The organism is Staphylococcus sp. mip270_02 (assembly GCF_054031535.1).
Genome location: NZ_CM132934.1, coordinates 1,845,904 through 1,869,827, shown reverse-complemented (window position 1 = coordinate 1,869,827; position 23,924 = coordinate 1,845,904). Strand labels below are relative to the sequence as shown.

The following is a 23,924-nucleotide window of genomic DNA, read 5'->3' as shown; positions in this document are numbered from 1 at the left end:
TTTAAAGATCCTTTACTTCGATGATTTCGCAATTATGCTTTAGTAAATGTTGTAAAACGACATTTAAATTTTGTTTGTCAATTTGTAAGGTGACATATTGATGATTTGAAGTTAATTTAGCACATACCCACGATGCTAAATCACGTTCGATGATTTCATTAACATATTGTTGGTTGGTAATTGTGATAGACTTCAATTCTTGATGATTAGATTGTGGCATAAATGTATAATCATCTAAACTTAATATATGAGTCGCAATTGTATGTTCAATATTAGAATCATGATCTGTAATAATTATTGTTTTAGTTTTCGATAGTTGTTGTAAACGAGTTAAAAATTGTGCTTCTGACATTTTATCTAAACCTGAAAATGGTTCGTCAAATACCATTATATCCGCATCCGTTAATAAAGTTTGGATGATATTCACTTTTTGTAAAGAGCCTTTTGAAAGATGATGTAATTTAGTATTTTGTAATGAAGATAGGTTTAATAGTGCCAAATAGTCATCAACGGTATGTCTGTCAGGTTTCCGCTTCATATTCAAATTTTGAATAGTTGTTAGAAATGATTTTGTTGTTAGTTTTATGTTTTTAGGGAAACTGTCAGGCGCGTAACTTGTGTAGCCAGAGACATTAATAATACCGGTATTTGGTGTTATTAATTTTGTCATCAATTTGAGTGTCAAACTTTTACCGACGCCATTCTTCCCTTTTAATAAGGTGATTGAGCCTTTGGGTATTTGAAATGATAAATTATTGATGATTGTTTTGTTGTTAAGCTTTAATGTTACCTGATCCATTTCTACTGCTATTTCAGTCATATATATACTCCTTTATACAATACGCAGCTATAATGATTTGTTTTTATTATATATAAGTTGTACGACGCCACTTTGGTACGTATTAGTTTTTACATGTATCAGATTAATTCTATTTGCTAAATGTTCAAATAAAGGTTTTCCAGAACCTAACACAATAGGGTGTATAGATAAGCGATATTCATCAATTAAGTCATTATTTATAAAAGAAGTTATAATATTAGAACCGCCGTATAACCAAATATCTTTAGTCTGTTGGGCTTTGATTTTGTCTATATTAACTAGCATATCTTCTGAATTTATATATTCGACATCTGCAGAAACAAGATTTTTCTGTTGCGTAAATACATATTTCTGTTTGCTATGAATCTCTTGCCACATACTATAGTCTCCATTTTCTTCATTACCTAATTGAGGCGTATAAGTCCCCCATAAATCATAGCTTTTCCTACCGTATATGATAGCGCTAATCTGTTTTAAAAAAGTATTGAAATTCATTTCTGGATCCATAATACACCAGTCAATTTCCCCATTTGGCCCTTCTATGTAGCCATCGAGACTTACAGCGAGGTCTAAAATAACTTTTGATTGATTGTTCATATTAATACACCTACTATTGTCGATATTATATTTAGTATATGGAAATATATGTATAAATTCAATTGATAATAATTTTAATATAAATATATTCGAATTAAAAATGCACAACGATAAAAATCGGTGTGCAATAAATTATGAATGATAATAAAACTATTTAATTTCTAGCAAAATGAACCACACTGTTTGATTTGGAAGATTTTTGTATAGCATCAATCATGGCGATAGATGCTAATGCATCTTTAGGCTGTATATAATCATCAGTATCTTCAATAATGCAATCATAGAATTGGTTAATCAACTTGCCATGGCTAGGACCATAATACGATTTATCACCATCTAGCTTTTCATCTTCATTAATTTGAATCTTATAACCTTGTTTATTCATACGTGTAAGTATATTATCTTTAATTGTTAATTTTTCATTTTCAAATATAACCTGTAACTCTACACTTGAGTTTCCAAAATTAGCATTAGTAGCAAAGAACATGCCGTTCGCATTATTTTCAAATTTAATATGTGCGGATGCTGTATCTTCTACTTCGATATCATAATCTAATAATTGAGATACGGTTCCTTTAATAGAGGTTACATTCCCGCAAAGTAGTTGCATTAAATCTAATGTATGAATGGATTGATTGATTAGAACACCTCCGCCTGCATAAGCCATTTGTCCACGCCAAGGTTTCTCTGTGTAATAGGATTCAGGTCGAAACCATGTTACTAGACCTTTTACTCCAATGACCTCTCCGTATTGTCCGCTTCCAACAATATTTTTTAATGTCTGGAAGGTGTCGTTATATCTATTCTGAAAGCATATACCTATCTTAATTTCTGGAAATTGACGTTGTAAAGCGACTAATTCGAGTCCTTCTTTCGCATTTACAGCTAAGGGTTTTTCTTGTAATACATGGATCCCTTTTTCAACACATGTTGTAGTAGCAGATACATGTAAGTGGTGAGGTAAGCAAACGTGAACGCAATCTAACTTTTCTGAATTTAACATGCTATTTAGATTATTATAAAAATTGCTATGAGGTGCTTTGTTTTTTAATGATTCATCTTCATCACAAACCGCGATTAATTGAGCTTTAGGATTTTGTTGTATTGCATGTATATGAATTTGTGAGATATCTCCTAAACCGACTACACCAACTTTCAACATTTTATCATCTCCTGTTATAGGTGAATTTATTTATTTTCTGTATTGATTTTATGTTGTAAAGCATTTTTGAATTCTGTTGGGTCTACAGGCAGTGTTACTTCTTTACCTGACCAACTAGAAAGATAAATTGCATTTACGAAGTTAACGCCATGAATTCCATCGCTACCAGGCGCTATAAGCGGTGTATCATCGATGATATTTGCAGCGAAGTTTTCAAGTACATTGATGTGTTGTTCGCCCCAGACACTATCAAATTCAAAAGTATCTGTTTCATAGATATCTCCCATACCATCACCTTTGAAGATTTCTGCTACCTCCGCCCAAGTCATAGTTTCATTCATTTCGTTTTCAGATTGTTTTAAGCGTTTGATAGTTATTTTCTTACTATCTTCTACTAGAATTTTTCCTTTATCTCCTGTAATTTCTAGTCGATCCGTGCCAATGATGTCATGCGTACATGTGATGAAAACACCTGTCGCCCCATTACCGTAATCTAATACAGTCGTCACATCATCATCAACATTTAAATTTCTCTGGTAACCGTATTTTACATTGGCATATACTTTTTCTGGTAGTCCGCATAACCATTGCATTAAATCAATTTGATGTGGTGCTTGGTTAACTAGTACACCACCACCTTCTCCATTCCAAGTTGCACGCCATGAACTTTGATCATAATATGCTTGTGGGCGCCACCAAGTAGTAATAATCCAATTTGTACGTCTAATTTGTCCGATATCTCCATCATCAATTAAGGCTTTAACTTTTTGATAAAGTGGATTAGTTCTTTGATTAAAGAAAATACCAAATGTCAATTCAGGTTTTGAAGCGGCTAAGTCGCTAATTTCTTTTACTTTTTCGGCATAGATATCAGCTGGTTTCTCCAATAGCGCATGTATGTCTCTGTTTAATGCGGCTTTACCTATTTCAGTATGCAAATAATGTGGTACTGTTGTCACAACAGCATCGACATCTCCGCTTTCTAATAAATCGATATAATCATTATAAAAAGGCGTATTTGGGTATTTTTCGGTAGCTAGTGCTTTTTTATCAGGATCGATATCACAAATGGCACCAATTACTACATTTTTTACTTTGTTTTCATTGATAAAGTCAGCATAAGTATTGCCTTGTGCTCCTAATCCAATTATGCCTAAACGAATATTTGTCATTATACATTCTCCTTATTTTCAATATTTTTTAAAATTTCTAAAAGCGCTTCATACTGAATTTGATATCCTTCAGCGCCATCTTTTGCAGCTGTATTTTGAATTGTTTCGGTGGAATGCTCTATTTCTAAATCTTTAATTGCATCAAATACAACAAGATGAGGTTCTAAAGTTAAGAAACCTTTATAGCCACTAGTTATCGCTTGTTTAAGAATAGACTCAATTTGGCCATCGCCTGTGCCACAAACAACGTTAATACTGTCTTTATAGACCGCATCTTTGATGTGGATGTATTCAATGTCAGATTCTAAGAGTTCATAACAAGCTTGTGTCTCTTCTCCGCATTGAACGAAATTGGCAAAATCAAAAATCGCTTTAAAATGGTCTGACGTTACTTCATCAAGGATGAATTTACAACGACGAGCTATATCACCAAAAATATCTTTTTCGTTTTCATGCAGTAAAACGACGTTATATTGCTCTGCAATTTTTGCAAATGCTTTTAATTTCTTAATAACTGTATGCTGATAATCATCAAAATTTTGCTCTTTAGGTATATAGAAACTGAAAATTCTAATATACTTACAAGACAATACATTTGCGATTTGACACATGTTTTTTAAGACTTCTAATTGTTTTTCAAACGCTTCTTCATCTTGAATATATATTTTACCAATCGGAGAGCCAATAGAAGAAACTGAGATATTCCATTCTTTTAATTTTGGAATAACATTCTTTTTTATTTTCTCGACTGTATAATCACCTATATTTTCATCGTCAATGCCACGTAATGAAATGTAACGCATACCTAATTCTGATACCTTTTGCAATTGTGTGTCTAAATCTGATGATATTTCATCAGAAAAACCTGATATAGCAATGTTATTTAACATGAATTTACCTCCAATTTCTAAAGAATAACGCTTATAATAGTAATCGCTTACATATTTTTGGTCGTGAATTTGTGAAATATCCACTTTGTCTATAATTGTAATTAGATATTAAAACCAATGTTTATAACCTAATTCTAATAAATGATCTCGACTTGTAACTAAACAATCATAAGGATCGGCACCATATAATTCATCTTGCTCAACGAAGAAGTATTCACTACCACTTTCTAACCCAACCTCAATAATGTCTTTTAAAGGTAAAGTGCCTTCACCTAGTTCTGCAAATTGCGTAATCATATGTAGCATATAGTATATTTTCTCATGACCTTCACCAGGATATTGATCCATGTCAATTTCGCCTACACGAAAATCTTTTAAATGGATTGCACGAATACGTTGCGCATAATTTGGTATAACGTCTATAGGGTTAAGACCGGCTCTCCATATCCAGTGTACATCTAATTCAAACCCTAGATTTTCTGTATTATCACGCATTAAATCAAGCATAAATTGCCCATCATAGCGAACAAATTCAAGATTGTGTGCGTGGTAATATAAATCAATGCCTTCTGCTTTTAATCGTAGTGCATAGTCATCGCAAATTTTTGCAAAGTTAAGTGTACGCTCCTTTGAGCCCATGTAATTCATCGGCAACATACCAATTCTTAATATATTACAGTCAACTGCTTTACAATCTGCAACAATCTTTTCAAAATCATTTTGTAAAGTATCCCCAGGATATTTTTGATTGGTTGAAATATCTTCTACTCCACATGACATAGCAGCAATATTCATATCAAAATCTTTGATGGCTTTTTGCATTTCAGAAATGTTATGAGGAGTCATTTCAATTTGTGATACTTCTACAGCTTGGTACCCAAGATCATGAATCGTTCGCAATACATTGTAGATTCCATCTTTTTCCACTTTTTGCTTTAACATCATCATTTGTACCCCAATTTGTGGTTTAACCATATAAATCATCCTTTCATAATAATGAACTTTAAGTGCTATAATGGGAGTATAAATTATTAGAAAATTTTAAACATTGTAAAAAAAGATAAAAAGATTGTATTTTGAGTGGGAGGCATATCGATGTTAGACGATGAAACATTTAAACTGAAATTTGATACTATTTCACTGCCGTTCGAGGGAGAATATGCAGTATGGCATAAAATAAGTGATGGTCACTTTGGTAACGAGCTACATTATCATGATCATTATGAAATTTTCTTTTCACTATCTGGAAATATGTTGTACACAATTGAGGGAGAGCAATTTCAATTAGACGTGGGTTCTATGTTGGTAATTACGCCATACGAATTTCATCAGTTGAATGAACAAATGGATGGACATGCTGAAAGAATTGGTCTGAGATTTGACGGACAGTTATTAGAGTCGCTTTCCACTCCTGAATGTAATTTAATGCAATGTTTTGATACCAAATCACCAAATTTTAAGCACTCGCTACAACTAACAGAGGTACAAAAACGTGAGCTTTATTACTTATTACAAGGCCTTTTGAATGAGCAAGAAAATAATAAATTCGGCAAAAAACTAGCTGAAGAATCTATGTTGACTCAATTTTTCGTTCTACTTAACAGAGTTTCCATAGAAAATGCTGAAGTAAAGGTAGAGGACGATCCACAAATGCAGTTAGTTAGACAAGTCTTAGATTATATGGAATTACACTATGCTGATCAAATATCTTTAGAAGATTTGGAAAAGAAATTCTATGTTAGTCGATATAAAATAACACAGCATTTTACAAGAATAGTAGGATATCCTCCTTACCGCTATTTATTACAAATAAGACTACAAAATGCACAAAGAATGTTAAAAAAAGGAGAAAGCCCTCAGCAAGTAGCAGTATTATGTGGTTTTAGTGATTACTCGAATTTTTATAGACGTTTTAAAACAATATACGGGTGTAGTCCTAAAAGTTATTATCAACAACATTTAGCTAATGGTTAATTAAATATAATAATATATTTTGTTTAAATGTGTAATTGTTGAAATATATAAATAAAAAATATTATTATAATTCAATGTTGTTGGAGTGAATATTTCATAAGATAGATTTATTCAATAAACCCTGTTAACGCTGTTACTAAGGGGTTTGTACACAATGCACTTCCCCTACCCCACCTATAAATACGCTATAACGTTCTTAAAAACGTTATAGCGTAATACTTTGTATTGTTATTTTTGTACGTTATATTGTATGATGAGGTGTTTTTAGATGAAAGAAATTAATGATATTATTGCAGAAAATCTAAAATTATATAGAAAACAAAATGGTTATTCATTAGAGTATTTATCAGTTCTTACAGAGGTAAGTAAAACAATGTTAGGACAAATTGAACGCAAAGAGTCTGTACCATCTATTACTACATTGTGGAAAATTGCTGAAGGTTTAAAAGTGTCTTTTGCCGAATTGACACAAGACAATGAGGAATTCGCTAAAAAAATTACGATTCAAGACATACAGTCTTTATCATCATCTGAGCAAAAATATAGCGTTTATCCTTACTTCAAATTTGATATTGCTAAAAAATTTGAAAGCCATATGGTTGTAATAGAGCCTGGAGGCACCATGAATGGAGAAACGCGTGGCTCTAGTGCAAATGAATACATTACTGTATTTGATGGTACATTGACGCTTATATTAGGTGACGAACGAGTTGTTGTGAAAAAAGATGAATCGCTAAAGTTTAATGGGAACACGTTTCATAAATATTTAAACGAGCATGAGACAACGATGAGGATGAATATGATTATTCATTATTAAATTAAAGAGTTGCCTACGCAATTTTATGTGTAGGCAACTCTTTTTTATTGTGTATGTTTTCGTGTGTACTTCCTAATCATCATTTATTACATAAAGTTAATAAAATATTAGATATAGAATTTGTTTATGAATTTTCAGTATCATCTTCTTTTCATGTTTTCTTTGCCTAATATAAAATAAGCTAGTAATAAACCGATGCAAGTAGTAATTAATGAATAAACTATTTTTCCTAATATGTGTTCAGGTGGCGGGATAATATAAAATGCTGTGCACATGACTAATGACATAATGATACCGAATTTCAATGCGTTTTTAAAAGTCATAAAATCATTCCTTTTTACAAATAATTTTAAACCTATATCTTACATTACATAATAACAATTTTATATTGTGAATGTTTTATAAATCCGAAAGCGTGTGTTTTAAATTCCTAAGTGTTAAATAGTTAGAATTTGTATTTTAAAGGTGTTTTTAACGTTATAATAGAATTTCCGACTTAGCACCTTAGGAATTTGAAAATTGCACCTATATGCCACTCTCTTTTGCTTTCTAAGCTTTTTGATATATAACTTAATACAAATTAGATGGTTTTTGATTAGGACTTTTAAAATTATATATAATCATAAAAATACAACGACGCTGAACGCCGTTGTATTAGGGTTAGTAAACTATTTTGTGTTGTGGATTAAGATTCTAATAGTAAGTCTTCTGGATTTTCAATTAATTCTTTAATTGTTTTTAAGAAACCTACAGCTTCTTTACCATCAATGATTCTGTGGTCATAGCTTAAAGCGATGTACATCATTGGACGGTTTTCAATTGTATCTGCATCGATAGCAATTGGACGAGTGATAATTGAGTGCATACCTAAAATCGCAGCTTGACTACCGTTAATGATAGGTGTAGACATCATTGAACCAAAGATGCCGCCATTTGTGATTGTAAATGATCCGTTAACCATATCATCTAATCCAAGTTTTTTGTCACGCGCTTTTTTAGCTAAATTACCAATTTCGTCTTCTATTTCAGCAAAGTTTTTCTTATCGCAATCTCTAACAAACGGCACAAGTAAACCGTCTTCTGTAGAAACTGCAACACCGATATCATAATATTGTTTAGTTATCATGTCATCGCCATCAATTTCAGCATTTACTTCTGGATATTTTTTCAATGCTGCTACAGCTGCTTTTGTAAAGAATGACATGAAACCAAGTTTCGTACCATCATGATCCTTGATGAATTGTTCTTTCTTACGCTTACGTAAGTCCATAACATTTGTCATATCGATTTCGTTGAAAGTAGTTAACATAGCTGTATTATTAGATACTTCTAATAATTTTTTGGCAGCTGTTTTCTTACGACGAGACATTTTTTCTCTAATAACTGGTTTTGATGGGTTTTGTTGTGCTGGTTTTTTAGTTTCTTCTTTAGCAGCTGGTTGTGATTGTTGAGTGTTTGATTGTTGTTGACTTTGATCAACATGAGATTTTCTCACTACATCGTTAGAAGATGGTGATACTTCAGATAAGTCAATACCTTTTTCACGAGCGTATTTACGAGCAGATGGTGTAGCATTTACTCGTTGTCCGTTATCTTGTGATGACGCTTCTGGTTTGCTTTCTGTTGATTCAGAAGATTGTTGTTCGTTATTTGAATTGTCAGTTGCTTTTGTATCTTCTTGTTTCGCTGGTGACTCAGAAGTATTATTACCACTGCCTTCTCCAACTACTGCAATTGCTTGGCCAACTTCTACTGTGTCGCCTTCGTCAGCCAATAATTCTTGAAGTACACCTGCTTCCTCTGAAACAACTTCTACGTTTACTTTATCTGTCTCTAATTCAACAATAGCTTCACCTTTATCTACGCTATCACCTACTTGTTTTAACCATTCTGCAATGGTACCTTCTGTTATGGATTCTGCTAATTCTGGAACTTTTACCTCTGGCATGCTTAACTTCCCCCTAGTTAATGTTTGTACTTTGTTCGATTATCATATTTTGTACGAGTTTGTGAATTTCACCATCACCTTCAGCGGGAGCTGAACGTTGGATGCGACCGTGATAACTTAAATCATATTTATCAGTTGTTAATTCTTTTAGATAAGGATAAACGAATGACCATGCACCTTGGTTCTTAGGTTCTTCTTGTACCCAAGCTACATTTTCTAAATTAGGTAATTCGTTTAATAATGCATTAATTTCATCAGCAGGGAAAGGATAAAGTCTTTCTACTGCTACGATTAAAATAGAATCATTCGGATTTTTGGCCAAATACTCTTTTAAATCAATAAACATTTTACCTGATGCTAAAATAACTTTTTTTACTGATGCTTTATCGTGATCTTCTGGTAAAATTGGTTCGAATTTACCTGAAGTGAATTTACTGATAGGATCTGCAACAGTCTTATTACGTAATAAACTCTTCGGTGACATAACTACTAATGGTCTCATAGACTGTGTACCAAGATTAGCTGCCTGTGCACGTAATAAATGGAAATAGTTACTTGAACTAGATAAATTAACGATAGTTGAATTATTTTCACCAGCTAATTGTAAAAATCTTTCTAAACGTGCAGATGAATGTTCTGGACCTTGTCCTTCAAATGAATGAGGCAAGAATAAAGTTAGTCCTGAACGTTCGCCCCATTTAGCGCGTGAACTAAATAAGAAGTTGTCAAAAATCATTTGAGCCATATTTGAGAAGTCCCCGTATTGTGCTTCCCAAATAGTCATACATGACTTATTTTGCACATTATAGCCATATTCAAAACCTACAACAGCAGCTTCTGATAATGGAGAGTTACGCACTTCAAATGTTGCTTTTTGATCAGGAACATTGTGTAATGGTACATATTGTTCGCCAGTTTCTGGGTCATGTAACACAGCGTGACGGTGACTAAAAGTACCACGTTCACTATCTTGACCAGTTAAACGTATAGGTGTTCCATTTTGAGTGATAGTTGCAAAAGCTAATTGTTCTGCTTGAGCCCAGTCAACTAATCCATCTTCACTTTCAAATGGTTCTTTACGTTTCTCTAGTACTTTATTTAGCTTCTTCAATACATTGAAGTTTGACGGATAAGTCAGCATTGCATCATTAATTTCTTTTAACTGTTCAAAGCTTAATTGCGAATCGTCATTTTGTATTGGTTCTGCTAAACTTTCAGGTCTTTGCATTTCTGGGTTGTCCATTTTGTCGTTTTTATCAATTTTGTCATGAGCAGTTCTTAAAGTTTTTTGAACTTCGTCAATGATATTATTCATTTCATCTTCTGAAATTATATTTTCGCTGACAAGTTGTTTTCCGTATAAGATTTCAACTGACTCATGTTTACGTATTTCATGATATGGTAGTGGATTTGTAATTGATGGTTCATCCATTTCATTATGACCGTAGCGACGATAACCTACTAAATCGATAACTACGTCTTTATGGAATTCTTTTCTAAACGCCATTGCAATTTCAATTGCTTCAATCGTTGCCTCGACATTATCAGCATTTACATGCATGATTGGAACGTCGTATCCTTTTGCAACATCTGAAGAATAAGTTGTAGAACGGCCATCTTGCGGTTCGGTTGTAAAGCCTATACGGTTATTTGTAATAATGTGTAGTGAACCACCTGTTGAATAACCATCTAAGTTACCTAAGTTCATAGCTTCAAAATTAATACCTTGCCCAGGATAAGCGGCGTCACCATGGATTAATATAGGCATAGATTTTTTGAATTCGGTAGTTACTGAGCCTGGTTTATCAGTTGTATCTTGATTGGCACGTGTTTTACCAAGGACTACTGGTGATACGATTTCTAAATGACTTGGATTGTTCGCCAAGGAGATCTTTTGTTCAGTACCATATGATTGGGTTGTTTTCACACCACCAAGATGATATTTAACGTCACCAGACCAACCGGATGTTAATTCTAAACTACCATCTTTAGGTAAGAATTTCATCGGATCTGTGTGCATAAATTCAGAAATCATCATTTCATATGGCTTTTCTAAAACATGTGTTAAAACATTTAATCTACCACGATGGGCCATACCTATCTGAATATTTTGGATGCCTTCGTCGCTCGCAATTCTTAATGTTTGTTGTAGCATAGGTACCAAAGTATCTACACCTTCGATGGAGAAACGTTTAGCTCCAACAAAGTTTTTGTGTAAATACTTTTCAAAACCTTCAACGTGGGCTAAGTTTTTAAATAGTTCGATTTTTTGATTATCATTTAATGTTGCTTTGTATGGAGTTTCAATTCTACGCTTTAACCACACACGTTCTCTATTATTATTAATGTGGGTATATTCAAAGGCGATTGGGCCTTTGTAACGTTTTTCCATACGTACAATTGCTTCATATGCATTATCATAAATGTCTTTAAAATGGTCAGAAACAATACCGGCTGAAATTGATTCAAGTGTTTCTTTGTCCAAATTAAAATCTTCGATTGTTAATTTGGGTACATTTTCTCTTTCAGGCCTATTAACTGGATAAATATCTGCCAACAAATGCCCATATTGACGAATATTATCGATAAGGCGCATAACACGTTTGATTGTGCTATCTCCCTTAGTTATGTTACTCTGACTTTCATTATTTGTTGTGATGTTTGCTTCACCGTTTTTAATTGTACTAAAAAGGACTTGCAAATCTTCAGGAACTGCACCAGGATCATTTAGATATATATCATATAAATCTAAAACATATCCAAGATTTGCTCCGAAATTTACAGGTGCCTCGGAAACCTGACTTTCGTTGCTCATTTTACACCCTCCACAAAATAGTTGAAACGCTTACAAATCAATAATAGCATTAAATATATACAAATTAAAGTACCAATAACTCACTTATACGAAAAAAGGAGGTGCAATATAAATCTAATTATAATAATAAGATTTATACCTCACCTCCAGTAAAAATTTATAATAGTGAAAAAATTCGTTGTAAGTGTATTTTGTATTCTTGGAAAGTGTCACAAGTACATTTTTTGAATAACAATAGATTAGAATTAACCCGCGCTGAAAGTACCTTTAATATTAGTTTACGTGATTTTGTTTGTTGCTGTATTATTTTTTAAGTTAATAGAAGTATTATTAAAATGTAATTTTAAAAGTTGTATATTGGCCTACTACACTATCTACTTGAATCTTACCATGATTTAATTCTATTATCTTTTTGGCGATTGATAGCCCTAATCCATTACCGCCTAGTTTACGTGAACGTGATTTATCTACCCTGTAAAATCTATCAAAGATAAATTCAATATCCTCCTTAGGAATACCAACACCATGATCTGTAATTTCTATAGATGTTTGTTTATTTCTTAACTTTGTCTGAATATGGATATGTTTGTTGACCTGATCATATTTCATTGCATTATCAATAAAAATAATCAAAACTTGTTCTAATTGATAGCGGTCGATTTTTATATTCAATGGCTTAGGAAATGCATCAAATTCAAAAGTATAATCTTCATGAAGTTGCTTCAATGATTTAATACGTGACGTAATTTCTGCATTGATTTCTACATTTTCAATGTTTCCATCTCGACTGTTATTATTTTCTTTCGTAAGTAATAATAATTCTTCTACCAATTTTGTAATTCTAGACATTTCTTCTAACGATATATCTAAAGATTCTTCTAAAATAGCTGCATCTTTTTTACCCCATCGATTAATCAAATTCAAATGACCTTGTATAATTTGTAAAGGTGTTCGGAGTTCATGTGAAGCATCTTCAACGAACTGTCTTTGCTGATTAAACGATTCTTCCAATTGAAACATCATTTCATTGAACGTAGCGATTAAGTTATCAGTTTCCTCGTAGTTTGTAGATAACTCAACTTTTTCTTGGAAGCCATCTCGACGTATTTGTTGCATTTTGTTAGACATCAATATTAAAGGTTTTGTGATTTGTGATGAAAAGAAATAACTAATAATTGCTGTAATAAACGTAGCGATTACACCAAAGATTAATGCTATAAAGTAAAGAGAATTAACGAGTGCGTTGTAATCTTCCAAAGAATGTACAATCACACTATAACCGTTAAATTTTGGTGATTCTATATGATCCGTTATTATTAAATAATCGGTGTTGTGATGTTTTTTAATCACAATATTATTTCTATCTTTAGGAACTACTTCTGGTGAGAAGGTAATTGATTTGTCGTTTGAAGTTTCGATTAATTTTTTTTCATCATCATTAAATAGAATCACTTTTTGAAAATTTCCTAATGAAGCATTTAAATCCAAAGGCGTTATATTATCAATATCTTTTGATTCAAATAATTGAACGATATCATCAGAACTACGGTTAGCTTCACTTAATTCGTTATGTCTGAGTGAGCTACTTAAAAAGAATATAATAATTAGACTAAATACAAATATAGTTAAAAATGTAATGGTTGTAGTAATCATCATCCATTTAGTTTTTAATTTACGCTGTTTCATTGTCTAATCACATACCCAACGCCACGAACAGTTTCTATACATTTATCTTTACCAAATGGTTTGAGTTTATTTCTTAAATAACGTATATAAACATCAACGACATTTGTTTCTACTTCTGTGTCGTATCCCCATACATCCGTAATAATTTGTTCCCTTTGTAATACGTGATTTTTATTATTTGCTAATAGATATAATAAATCATACTCTGTTTTAGTTAAATCCAAAGGTTGGCCATCGACGGTTACCTTAAATGCATCTTTATCAATGATAATACCTTTAATATCAATCACATTTTTTTGTGGCTGGCGTCGTAACATAGCGCGAATTCTAGCTAATAATTCTTCTATATCAAATGGCTTTACTATATAATCATCTGCGCCGTAATCCAATCCAGCTACTTTATCATACGTATCACTTTTTGCTGTAATAATGATTATAGGCGTTGTTTGTTGTTGACGAATTTGTCTACATATTTCTAGGCCATTTATACTTGGTAACATTAAATCTAAGAGAATTAGATCATAATCATTAGTTAATGCTTTATTTAAACCAGGTTGTCCATCATATTCAATATCGACCTCATAGTTTTCATGCTCAAGTTCAAGTTCAATAAAACGAGCAAGATTTTGCTCATCTTCCACTATTAAAATTTTTGTCATAAGTAGCACCTCAAGTTATATATTATATGAAATAGTTAATTGTAGAAAGTCATTGCTAAAAATAATTATATATTAAAAGTCCTTATGAATTAATACGATCGATGCTAATTTACAGAGTTTTCTTACGAAATTAAAAAATTTCGGAAATTCAATTGACAATCATTCTCAGTGTTGTATAATGTAATTGAAAATGATTATCAATTCCAAAAGTAAGACATTCCCCCCCACACATATTTCGTTCTTATTTGGATTGATCATTTTCAAAAATATCCCCTTTTATATGCCCGTAAAAGACTAACGTTGCGAGACAACGTGAATATAAAAACCGGTTTTACTTTGTAAAATCGGTTTTTATAATAAATTTTGACACATATTAGACAGTTAGATGATTACTTTATCATTTAACTGTCTTTTTATGTTGAAAATTTTTCAGTTTATATTATTTAAACAATTTCATTTAAGTTTTTGCTCTATTAAGATAATGCAAAAATGCTCTCTGCAAAGTTTGAACTTTTCCGAGAGCACTTGATTAAAAGAAATTAAATTTGTAATTTATGACGTAATATTAATGTTGATAGAATTACGCAGAATGCGCCACCGATAATACCTGCAATGATATCGGTAGGATAATGGACACCAAGATACACACGTGATGTTGAAATCATTATAATAAATAAAGCAGATAAACCAACCATAAAGGCTTTTGATCTACCTTTCATTGTTCGATTGGCAATATACATGGCGCTTCCAAAAAAAGCTGCAGATCCCATTGCATGTCCACTTGGAAAACTGAAACCGGAGATGTCTATTAGCCTAAGTAATGTTGGACGTTCTCTATCAAAGATATTTTTTAATAAAGGATTTAGTGTACTTGATAACCCCATAGCAATTGCAAAAAATAGTGCTTCGACATTTAGGCGTTTTAACATTAAATAAGCTATTAATAAAAGCGATAAACAAACCATTGCCCATACTTCTCCAATTTTAGTAACACCGAGAAAAATAGTTGTAGTGATAAAACTTTCAGAAGAATATATAAACTCATACACTTCGTTATCAATCCACTTACCTAGCCTAGATTCGTGGAAGAATGCAATGATGCCAAATATTAACGTGAAAATGATGAGTAAAGATATTCTTTTCCAACGACTCATTGCATAACCTCCTCATTAATTTAATGCGTCTTTAATTATTTTTCTAAATAAGTCTTGTCGCGTGAAACTTTCTTTATATGTTTGCATTTGATTAATTATTGTATCACGATTAGTTTCAATATCATTTAATTGATCTATTAATTTTTGTTCGGTTAAAGCATCTTCAGGGATTGCCTTACCAAAACCTTTAGTTTCAAAGTTCTTAGCATTATCAATTTGGTCACCTCGTGATTGATCGAGTCCTAATGGTATTAAAAGCATCGGTATACGAAGCGCTAAGAATTCGTAAATTGCATTTGAACCAGCGCGACTAATTACTGTATCAGTAATAGCAAGTAAATCAGTTAAATCATCTTTAACAAAGTCAAATTGAATATAATCTTTTTGATTCGTATATTGTTCATCGATTAGTCCTTTACCTGTTAAATGAATAATTTGATAAGAAGCCTGCAAAGCCTCAAGATTTTCTCTAATGATACTATTAAGCTTTTTACTTCCTAAACTACCGCCCATAACTAATAGTACCTTTTTGTTATCTTTGAACTCTGTGAGTTGATAACCTCTCTTTTTATCTCCAGTTTTAAGATCTTCCCTAACAGTTGCACCTACAAAATCTGCTTTTTCTTTAGGTAAAAATTGTAGGGTATCTTCAAATGTAGTATAAATCTTTTTAGCAAATTTGAGCGAAATTTTATTTGCTAGACCTGGTGTTAAATCAGATTCATGTATAATAGTAGGAATCTTTAAAGATTTAGCTGCTATAACTACAGGTACAGAAACAAACCCACCTTTAGAAAATAATAAATCAGGTTTTTCCTTTTTTAATACACTTCTCGCGTCTAATATACCCTTTAAAACTTTAAACACATCTTTGATATTATCCCATGATATATATCGTCTCAATTTACCGCTAGATATCGAATGATATTTAATAGAAGGTAACTGAGATTCGATCATTTCACGTTCAATGCCTTTTTTTGAACCGATGTAAAAGGCTTCATAACCTTCTTCGAGTGCAGTTGGAATTAAACTTAAATTAACTGATACATGACCAACTGTGCCTCCACCGGTAAATGCGATTTTCGTCATATTATTACCTCTATTCTTCTAATTTTTTATAATAGGCATAAAATGGTTCCCCTTTATTAAAAGGATGATAATCAATCTCTATTTCGCCTACTTTATTAAATTCAAACTTACTAAATAGAGCTTGCGCACGCTTATTTAATGCAAAAGTATCTGTCAATATCACATGAATATCATGATCAAGTGCAAGATTAACTGCAAAATCAAATAATTGTGTTGCAGCCCCTTTATAGCTTGCTGAACCGGCAAGTCTATGAATGACATATGCACCTTGTCTATTAACAGGCCATTCTAAATTATCATACCACTCTGCTTGTTCTTGGTCGACAACTATAAATGCAAAAATTTCATCATTTTCTTCTAGTACAAAGAGTGCTTCTTTCTCTATATCTTTCTTAAAATGTTCTTCTAAAGGATAGTGTTCATCCCACTGATTATTGTCATCTTCTTGCATAGTTGCTTTAGCTTCTTCAACAATATTTAATATACTTAACAAATCATTTTTGTTAGCAATTCTAATCATGAAACTTATACCTCTCTAATTTTAATTTATTGTTTTTAAAAGTTTATTGAGTACAGTATCTTCTTTATTTGCCTTATTTACTAATTGTTGTGTGAACTTCTCATTTGTTTCTTTATTAAAAGTGCCATTCACTTTTAAGTCATTTTCTTTTTGGAATGACTTAATTGCAGTTTCTAGTGAGTTATCAAACTCATTGGATTCATTTGACGTCTTATGACCTAATGCAGTTAAACCTACTTTTATTGTTTTAACATTTTTATCATTATCACCCAAGTGGTACGTTTTATCATTAGGAATGACATTTAAAGATTGATATGCTGGTTCGCTTATTTTAGTATCAGGTTCAATACCTTTGCCATGTATATAATGAGATTTTGGTGTTAACCATTTCATATTAGTGAATTTTAATAAGGAGCCATCATCAAATTCGTGTGTTGTTTGAACAATACCTTTACCAAATGTTTTAGCACCATAAACTTTTGCCTTATCATAGTCTTTCATAGCGCCAGTAAAAACTTCTGAGGCGCTGGCTGATCCTTTATTAACTAAAATAGATACGTCCATATCGTTTGCTTCTTTTAAAGCATCATTTGAAGTCTGTATCTTTTCTTTGTGTTTGCCTTTTTCAAGTTGAACTACAGTTTCTCCCTTATCTATGAAAATATTAGCCATTTTTACAGCCTCATCTAAAAGGCCCCCAGGATTATTGCGTAAATCTAAAACGATTTTCCGTACACCATCTTTATGTGCTTTAATCAATGATGATTTTAATTCGCCAGAAGTACTATTTTGAAATTTATTAATTGTAAAGACACCCACATTTTTATGTTTTTCATATTCAACGCTTTTTACATGGATTTTATCACGTTTAATTGTAATATCATGCGTTTGATTAGCTCGTTCAATAGTTAAAGTAACGTTTGTACCTTGTTTGCCTCTCACTTTTTTAACAATAGCCTCTAAAGGTTGTCCTTTTATGGATTTACCATCCACTTTTTTAACGATATCTTTTGGTTGTATACCTGCTTTTTCTGCTGGTGATTGTTTCATCGGACTTGTAATTTCAATTTTATCATCCTTTTTTTGCATTTCTGCGCCAATACCAACAAAATCACCAGAAACATCTTCATTAAATGATTTTGTTTCATCCTTTGTCATGTAATCTGAATAAGGATCATCTAAATCTTTTACCATACCATCAATTGCTGCAGAAGAAAGTTTTTCAGGATTTGTATCTTTGTAATATTCATTGTTTAAAGTTTTATAAACTTCTTCTATCTTTTGTACTTCATGCCTTTGGTTGCTTGTTAAACCACTTTTCCAATTACTTATCCATATTGTAGCGAAAACAGTAATTACTGCTGTAACAAGTATGGTAGCTAATAATAGTAAAATGAAATAACTACGTTTGAATTTAAAGTTTTTTGAATTTGTATGTTGATTTTTATCTTCGTTTGTATCAATATTTTGTTCGTTTATGTCTTTATGATCTGACATTTAATCACTTCCAATACATATGTATAAATAAAATCTATCCATTTGTCATAAAATAAAATTAGCTGGGATTGAACCATTTAGTTTAATCCCAGCCCTGTAAATGATACTTAAATATCTTAATATATTTTACTATATCTCCTCAATTATTTAAGTATTAAAATTTTAGCCACTCTGTATATTCTTCATATAAATCATCAAATACGGCTAATGAAACTGTATAGTCTCCTCGAGTTTCAATATATTCAGAAAGTATATGAAAATCTTTTTCTTGTCTTGGGAAAGATAAGTCATCAAAAATTTCTTCTGCTAATTCGCCTTTTGCGTCACTACGACCTCGTGCCGTAAGTGCAAATTGATAAAATGAATGATCTTTCATTAGTTCATTGTTACATCAACGATTTTAGTTTCACCTTTTGTAACTGTAGTTACATCAGAAACAGAAATTGAAGATGTATTATCAGAATTTGTAATAATGATTGGAGAAATAACGGACTTAGCATGTTCCTTAATGTAGTCTAAGTCAAATTTAAGTAATGGATCTCCTACATTTACAGTGTCGCCACTTTCGACAAGGATATCAAAACCTTGGCCATCTAATTGAACAGTATCTAAACCGATGTGAACAAGTAATTCTAATCCGTTATCAGCTTTAAGGCCAATAGCATGTTTTGTTGGGAAGACATTGTCTACTTTACCATCAATTGGTGAAACTACTTCTCCATTTGTTGGGTTAATACCGAAACCTTCACCCATCATTTTTTGGGCAAATACTGGGTCTGGTATATCTTCAATTTTTACATATTCTCCAGAAAGTGGTGCATAAATAGCGCTATCTTTATTTACTTCTTTACCTTTACCGAATAATTTTTTAAACATATCTTGTTCGCTCCTTATTTTTCAAAATGTGGTATTAAATCTGCATAACCTAGTTCTTCTAGCTTGTCGAATGGTATGAATTGTACTGCAGCAGAATTAATGCAATATCTCAAACCGCCACTTTCTTTTGGTCCATCATTAAATACATGGCCCAAATGACTATTTGCATCTTCTGAACGAACTTCCGTTCTTACCATGCCAAATGTTTTATCTACAAGTTCAATAATTTCTTCATTATCTAATGCTTTTGAAAAACTTGGCCAACCACAATCTGACTCAAACTTTTCTTCTGAAGTGAATAATGGCTTCCCAGAAATTTTGTCTACATAGATACCTTTATCAAAGTGATTCCAATATTCGTTTTGAAATGGAGGTTCAGTACCATTTTCTTGTGTAACTAAGTACTCCATTTCGTTTAAATCATTTTTATTTTTTTTAATCATTTTGTTTCCCCCAATGCTTTTCTATAAAACCTTTGCGTCCTGAACCGCGTTGATATTGTTCATAATGTAGCGGGTTTTTTTTATAATAATCTTGATGATAAGATTCTGCAGGATAGAAGTTTTTATACGGTTTAATGGGCGTGATAACAGGATTATCAAATATTGCTTGCTCGTTTAATTGTTGTATCTTTGCTTCGGCAGCTTTTTTTTGTGTTTCATCATGATAAAAAATTGCTGGCTCGTAATGTTCACCACGATCAAAAAATTGACCGCCATTGTCTGTTGGATCAAATGTTTTAAAATAAACATCTAATATATTTTCGAAGGAAGTAATTTCCGGATTATAGGTGATTTGTACTGCTTCTACATGACCCGTTTGGTTAGTACTTACACTTTCATAATTAGGATTATCAGTATGACCACCACTATATCCAGAAATAACACTCTCTATACCTGGATATGAAGTGAATGGTTTAACTAAACACCAAAAACAACCTCCAGCTAATGTTGCATAAGCCATAATATACCTCCTAAGTCTATTTTGTCATAAAGTTACCATTATTTTAAGAGATACGCTATAAAATTGTTTATTTATTAATTAAGACATATTGTTTCAAGTATATTCATAGCGACCCTTTAATGGAACTTATGATTTTAAAACTACGAGACCAATTGCACCTTGTCCTGTATGTGTACTAATCACAGGTGTTGTTACATTTGTGTCGAACTGTGTAAAGTTAAATTCTTCTGAAAAATGTTTTTTAACTTTATCTACAAATTCAATAATATTTGCATGTGCAATTCCTATAGATTTTATATTTCTATCACCAATAAATGCGCTAATTTCTTTCTTTAAAAATTGTACACTTGCATTTTGAGTTCTTGAATTGTGTATTAATTCGATTTTGCCATCTTCAAGTGTTCCAATTGGTTTGATTTTCATCATATTACCTATCAAACCTTTAGTTTTACTAATGCGACCACCTTTGATTAGTTGACTCAATTGACCTATTACAACATACAGTTTTATATTTTTTTGTAATTCAGTAATTTTAGATACGATATCTGTAGTGTCATATCCTTCGTTATTCCAGTCTACAATATGCTGTACTTGATAACCTAGCCCAAAAGAAATGGATTTAGAATCAATAACTGTTACCTTACTATCAGTCATTTGACTCGCTTGTAGCGCTGTTTGGTATGTGCCGCTTAAACCTGAAGTCATATGAATACTGATAATTTCAGAACCGTCTGCACCTAGTTCATCATACATTTCAATAAATTTACCAATTGCAGGTTGGCTTGTTTTAACATCTGCATCTTCCTGCATTTTCTGAATATATGCTTCAGATGAAATATCTACTTGGTCTACATAGGCTTCGCCATTGATTGTTAAATTAAGTGGTATCACATGTATATCATTATCAGATAAATACTCATGTGATAAATCAGATGTTGAATCGGTTACAATTTTCTTTTTCATCATAATTTCCTCCTATGAAGTTTCCTTACGTTTCAAATGTAAAAAAGTGTGAGGAATTGTGTTCTTTTCATCAATTTCCCCCTTGACTGATGATTCAACTTCCCAATCTTTAAAAGTATATGGCGGGAAAAATGTATCGCCATTATATTTATCTTCAATCACAGTGATATACATATCATCAACCTTATCAATCATTTCTTCAAAAAGTGATTGACCACCAAAAATGAATACATGCCCTGGTAAGTCATAAATATCTTTCATAGAATGTATGACATCTACACCTTCATGGTGGAATGATTTGTTTCTTGTTAAAACAACATTACGCCTATTAGGAAGTGGTTTCCCAATAGAATCGAATGTTGCACGTCCCATGACAAGTGTATTGCCCGTGGTTAAAGCTTTAACATGTTTTAAATCACTAGGTAAGTGCCAAGGTAATTGATTATTTACCCCGATGACACGTTGTTGGTCATGAGCTACTAGTATCGACAGTGTCATAATTTTCCTCCTAATAGTGAAATTCTAAATAAGTATCTCTAAAGTTCATGGTCTTAATTATATAGTAAAAGGTTTATTAATTTAAATAAAAGCTTATGTTTTAAACTGCAATCGGTGCTTTAATAGCAGGATGAGATTCATAATCTACAATTTCTAAATCTTCATAATTTATATCGAAAATTGAAGCGTCAGAATTAATTTTAAGTTTAGGTGGTTCGTAACTATCACGTGATAATTGTGTTTCTATCGCATCGATATGATTTGAGTAAATATGAGCATCACCAAAAGTATGCACAAATTCTCCGACTTCTAAACCACATTCTTTAGCTATTAAGTGCGTTAATAAACTATAACTTGCAATGTTAAATGGCACACCTAAGAATATATCAGCACTTCTCTGATATAATTGGCAACTCAATTTTCCATCTTGAACATAAAATTGGAACATCGTATGGCATGGTGGTAAAGCCATTGTATCAATTTCAGTTGGATTCCACGCAGAAATGATATGTCTACGAGAATTAGGGTTATTTTTAATTTGATTAATTACTGTTTTTAACTGATCGAAATGGTTACCTTGTTTATCTTCCCAATCGCGCCATTGTTTACCATAAACATTACCTAAATCACCGTATTTTGAAGCGAAATCATTATCATTTAATATTTGTTGCTTGAATTTCTGCATTTCTTCTTTATAAATTGCATTAAAAGCTTCGTCAGTTTGTGCTTTATGGCCAAAATTAGTCATGTCTGGTCCATGATAATCAGGTGAATTTACGTAATTTTCAAAAGCCCATTCATTCCAAATATTATTGTTGTATTGAAGTAAATATTTGATATTCGTATCACCTTTAATAAACCATAATAATTCAGTAGCGATTAATTTGAATGAAACTTTTTTTGTCGTCAGTAAAGGGAATCCTTTAGATAAATCAAATCTGAGTTGATGTCCAAATTTTGAAATTGTGCCAGTATTTGTGCGATCGTTTTTTTGTTTTCCTATCTCAAGAATTTCTTCACACAGATTATGATAAGATTGGTCGAAACTATTTAACATAATAGCACACTCCTTTCAATTATATTTTTATTTAATCTTATTGGATATTAGCAACAATTAAAAGAATTTACTATAGATTGTGTAAAAAAGATTGTGTAAAAATATTGCATGTTAGCTAAATTATACAACATTTCAGTGTAAACGTTATAAAAGTAGCATTATTTTAAAAAATAAATGCCAACCTAGTCATATCTCAAGATTAAAAAATAGATACGTAGTAAGTTGGCATTTAAATATGTTTAATTAGTATAAATTTATTTTACCGCTTCGAGTTTATATAAGTTTACTTAATTAAGATAAGATGTATTTTTGACCATATTAACAATGTTCGTCAAAGGCATCTTTAATATCCATGCATATATCTTGAATATCTCTGCCTTCAATGTGTTCGCGAGGGATAAAGTGTTTCAACACTTGGCCTTTAAACAATGCATATGATGGGCTTGATGGTGCTTGTTGAATGTAATTTCGCATCGTTTCAGTAGCTTCTTTATCTTGACCAGCAAAAACAGTCACTTTATTAGTTGGTTTTTTTTCATTTTGCTCTACAACAGTTACAGCAGCTGGTCTAGCCAAACCAGCTGCACATCCACACGTTGAATTGATTACAACGAATGTAGTGTCATCTGTTGAAACATTGCTCATATAGTTTGTCACATCATCTGAAGTCTCTAAACTTTCAAAATCACGTCCAGTTAATTCGCTACGCATCTGTGTAGCAAGTTCGTTCATATATGCTTCATATGCATTCATTTCGAACACTCCTT

Annotated in this window: 25 protein-coding genes; 2 read left to right on the top strand and 23 right to left on the bottom strand. The window is 31.9% G+C overall.

Annotated features, from left to right (window positions below; translation table 11 throughout):
* Nucleotide 1: 1 nt before the first annotated feature.
* The 6 genes from ACW5YJ_RS08845 to ACW5YJ_RS08820 all read right to left on the bottom strand — a co-directional run bounded on the left by ACW5YJ_RS08845 (nucleotide 2) and on the right by ACW5YJ_RS08820 (nucleotide 5,616).
* Nucleotides 2–820 (bottom strand): ATP-binding cassette domain-containing protein, encoded by an 819-nt coding sequence (locus ACW5YJ_RS08845; RefSeq protein WP_457338092.1) that lies wholly within the window; start codon nucleotides 818–820, stop codon nucleotides 2–4.
* A gap of 27 nt (nucleotides 821–847) precedes the next feature.
* Nucleotides 848–1,417: a dihydrofolate reductase family protein gene (locus ACW5YJ_RS08840; RefSeq protein WP_107552215.1), complete on the bottom strand. Its 570-nt coding sequence runs from the start codon at nucleotides 1,415–1,417 to the stop codon at nucleotides 848–850.
* Nucleotides 1,418–1,571: 154 nt separating this feature from the next.
* Nucleotides 1,572–2,579, bottom strand: a complete 1,008-nt coding sequence (locus ACW5YJ_RS08835) for a Gfo/Idh/MocA family protein (RefSeq protein WP_457338091.1) — start codon at nucleotides 2,577–2,579, stop codon at nucleotides 1,572–1,574.
* A gap of 26 nt (nucleotides 2,580–2,605) precedes the next feature.
* Nucleotides 2,606–3,751 (bottom strand): Gfo/Idh/MocA family protein, encoded by a 1,146-nt coding sequence (locus ACW5YJ_RS08830; RefSeq protein ID WP_457338090.1) that lies wholly within the window; start codon nucleotides 3,749–3,751, stop codon nucleotides 2,606–2,608.
* A complete protein-coding gene (locus ACW5YJ_RS08825; protein WP_457338089.1) occupies nucleotides 3,751–4,641 on the bottom strand; it encodes a sugar phosphate isomerase/epimerase family protein in 891 nt (296 codons plus the stop codon). Before ACW5YJ_RS08825 ends, ACW5YJ_RS08830 begins: the two co-directional genes overlap by 1 nt.
* A gap of 108 nt (nucleotides 4,642–4,749) precedes the next feature.
* Nucleotides 4,750–5,616: a sugar phosphate isomerase/epimerase family protein gene (locus ACW5YJ_RS08820; protein ID WP_457338088.1), complete on the bottom strand. Its 867-nt coding sequence runs from the start codon at nucleotides 5,614–5,616 to the stop codon at nucleotides 4,750–4,752.
* A 120-nt stretch (nucleotides 5,617–5,736) separates the two neighbouring features.
* Between ACW5YJ_RS08820 and ACW5YJ_RS08815 the strand changes: the two genes are divergently transcribed.
* Both ACW5YJ_RS08815 and ACW5YJ_RS08810 read left to right on the top strand, forming a co-directional pair.
* On the top strand, nucleotides 5,737–6,615 hold the full coding sequence (locus ACW5YJ_RS08815; protein ID WP_135092466.1) for a helix-turn-helix transcriptional regulator: 879 nt from the start codon (nucleotides 5,737–5,739) through the stop codon (nucleotides 6,613–6,615).
* A gap of 268 nt (nucleotides 6,616–6,883) precedes the next feature.
* Nucleotides 6,884–7,432: a helix-turn-helix domain-containing protein gene (locus tag ACW5YJ_RS08810; RefSeq protein ID WP_457338087.1), complete on the top strand. Its 549-nt coding sequence runs from the start codon at nucleotides 6,884–6,886 to the stop codon at nucleotides 7,430–7,432.
* Nucleotides 7,433–7,572: 140 nt separating this feature from the next.
* Here the strand turns inward: ACW5YJ_RS08810 and ACW5YJ_RS08805 are convergent, their stop codons facing one another.
* From ACW5YJ_RS08805 to brxA, 17 genes are all read right to left on the bottom strand, one after another.
* Nucleotides 7,573–7,755 carry a hypothetical protein gene (locus ACW5YJ_RS08805; RefSeq protein ID WP_017724462.1) on the bottom strand — a complete coding sequence of 61 codons (183 nt, stop codon included), beginning with the start codon at nucleotides 7,753–7,755 and terminating at the stop codon, nucleotides 7,573–7,575.
* A gap of 362 nt (nucleotides 7,756–8,117) precedes the next feature.
* The gene (gene sucB, locus ACW5YJ_RS08800) at nucleotides 8,118–9,380 is read right to left on the bottom strand and encodes a dihydrolipoyllysine-residue succinyltransferase (protein ID WP_107552446.1); all 1,263 of its coding nucleotides are present in this window, start codon (nucleotides 9,378–9,380) and stop codon (nucleotides 8,118–8,120) included.
* Nucleotides 9,381–9,393: 13 nt separating this feature from the next.
* Nucleotides 9,394–12,195, bottom strand: a complete 2,802-nt coding sequence (locus tag ACW5YJ_RS08795; RefSeq protein WP_107552444.1) for a 2-oxoglutarate dehydrogenase E1 component — start codon at nucleotides 12,193–12,195, stop codon at nucleotides 9,394–9,396.
* Between the two features lie 330 nt (nucleotides 12,196–12,525).
* Nucleotides 12,526–13,881, bottom strand: a complete 1,356-nt coding sequence (locus ACW5YJ_RS08790) for a HAMP domain-containing sensor histidine kinase (RefSeq protein ID WP_017724465.1) — start codon at nucleotides 13,879–13,881, stop codon at nucleotides 12,526–12,528.
* Nucleotides 13,878–14,540, bottom strand: a complete 663-nt coding sequence (locus ACW5YJ_RS08785; protein WP_017724466.1) for a response regulator transcription factor — start codon at nucleotides 14,538–14,540, stop codon at nucleotides 13,878–13,880. Before ACW5YJ_RS08785 ends, ACW5YJ_RS08790 begins: the two co-directional genes overlap by 4 nt.
* Before the next feature lie 539 nt (nucleotides 14,541–15,079).
* Nucleotides 15,080–15,694 (bottom strand): phosphatase PAP2 family protein, encoded by a 615-nt coding sequence (locus ACW5YJ_RS08780; RefSeq protein ID WP_017724467.1) that lies wholly within the window; start codon nucleotides 15,692–15,694, stop codon nucleotides 15,080–15,082.
* 15 nt (nucleotides 15,695–15,709) lie between these two features.
* A complete protein-coding gene (locus tag ACW5YJ_RS08775) occupies nucleotides 15,710–16,783 on the bottom strand; it encodes an undecaprenyldiphospho-muramoylpentapeptide beta-N-acetylglucosaminyltransferase (RefSeq protein WP_017724468.1) in 1,074 nt (357 codons plus the stop codon).
* Between the two features lie 10 nt (nucleotides 16,784–16,793).
* Nucleotides 16,794–17,303: a GNAT family N-acetyltransferase gene (locus ACW5YJ_RS08770; RefSeq protein ID WP_017724469.1), complete on the bottom strand. Its 510-nt coding sequence runs from the start codon at nucleotides 17,301–17,303 to the stop codon at nucleotides 16,794–16,796.
* A gap of 21 nt (nucleotides 17,304–17,324) precedes the next feature.
* Nucleotides 17,325–18,800 carry a S41 family peptidase gene (locus ACW5YJ_RS08765; RefSeq protein WP_017724470.1) on the bottom strand — a complete coding sequence of 492 codons (1,476 nt, stop codon included), beginning with the start codon at nucleotides 18,798–18,800 and terminating at the stop codon, nucleotides 17,325–17,327.
* Nucleotides 18,801–18,954: 154 nt separating this feature from the next.
* Nucleotides 18,955–19,176: a YozE family protein gene (locus ACW5YJ_RS08760; protein ID WP_017724471.1), complete on the bottom strand. Its 222-nt coding sequence runs from the start codon at nucleotides 19,174–19,176 to the stop codon at nucleotides 18,955–18,957.
* The gene (locus tag ACW5YJ_RS08755; RefSeq protein WP_017724472.1) at nucleotides 19,176–19,676 is read right to left on the bottom strand and encodes a PTS sugar transporter subunit IIA; all 501 of its coding nucleotides are present in this window, start codon (nucleotides 19,674–19,676) and stop codon (nucleotides 19,176–19,178) included. Before ACW5YJ_RS08755 ends, ACW5YJ_RS08760 begins: the two co-directional genes overlap by 1 nt.
* A 14-nt stretch (nucleotides 19,677–19,690) precedes the next feature.
* The gene (msrB, locus tag ACW5YJ_RS08750; protein WP_017724473.1) at nucleotides 19,691–20,119 is read right to left on the bottom strand and encodes a peptide-methionine (R)-S-oxide reductase MsrB; all 429 of its coding nucleotides are present in this window, start codon (nucleotides 20,117–20,119) and stop codon (nucleotides 19,691–19,693) included.
* Complete coding sequence (gene msrA, locus ACW5YJ_RS08745; protein WP_017724474.1) at nucleotides 20,112–20,639, bottom strand: peptide-methionine (S)-S-oxide reductase MsrA; 528 nt, start codon at nucleotides 20,637–20,639, stop codon at nucleotides 20,112–20,114. The genes msrB and msrA overlap by 8 nt, the downstream gene beginning before the upstream one ends.
* Nucleotides 20,640–20,765: 126 nt before the next feature.
* Complete coding sequence (locus tag ACW5YJ_RS08740; RefSeq protein WP_107551340.1) at nucleotides 20,766–21,605, bottom strand: DegV family protein; 840 nt, start codon at nucleotides 21,603–21,605, stop codon at nucleotides 20,766–20,768.
* A 9-nt stretch (nucleotides 21,606–21,614) separates the two neighbouring features.
* A complete protein-coding gene (locus ACW5YJ_RS08735; protein WP_017724476.1) occupies nucleotides 21,615–22,100 on the bottom strand; it encodes a dihydrofolate reductase in 486 nt (161 codons plus the stop codon).
* Between the two features lie 100 nt (nucleotides 22,101–22,200).
* Nucleotides 22,201–23,157, bottom strand: coding sequence for a thymidylate synthase (locus ACW5YJ_RS08730; RefSeq protein ID WP_119604000.1), 957 nt, complete (start codon nucleotides 23,155–23,157; stop codon nucleotides 22,201–22,203).
* Between the two features lie 318 nt (nucleotides 23,158–23,475).
* Entirely contained in the window at nucleotides 23,476–23,910 is a 435-nt protein-coding gene (gene brxA / locus ACW5YJ_RS08725) for a bacilliredoxin BrxA (RefSeq protein ID WP_017724478.1), read from the bottom strand.
* Nucleotides 23,911–23,924 lie beyond the last annotated feature (14 nt).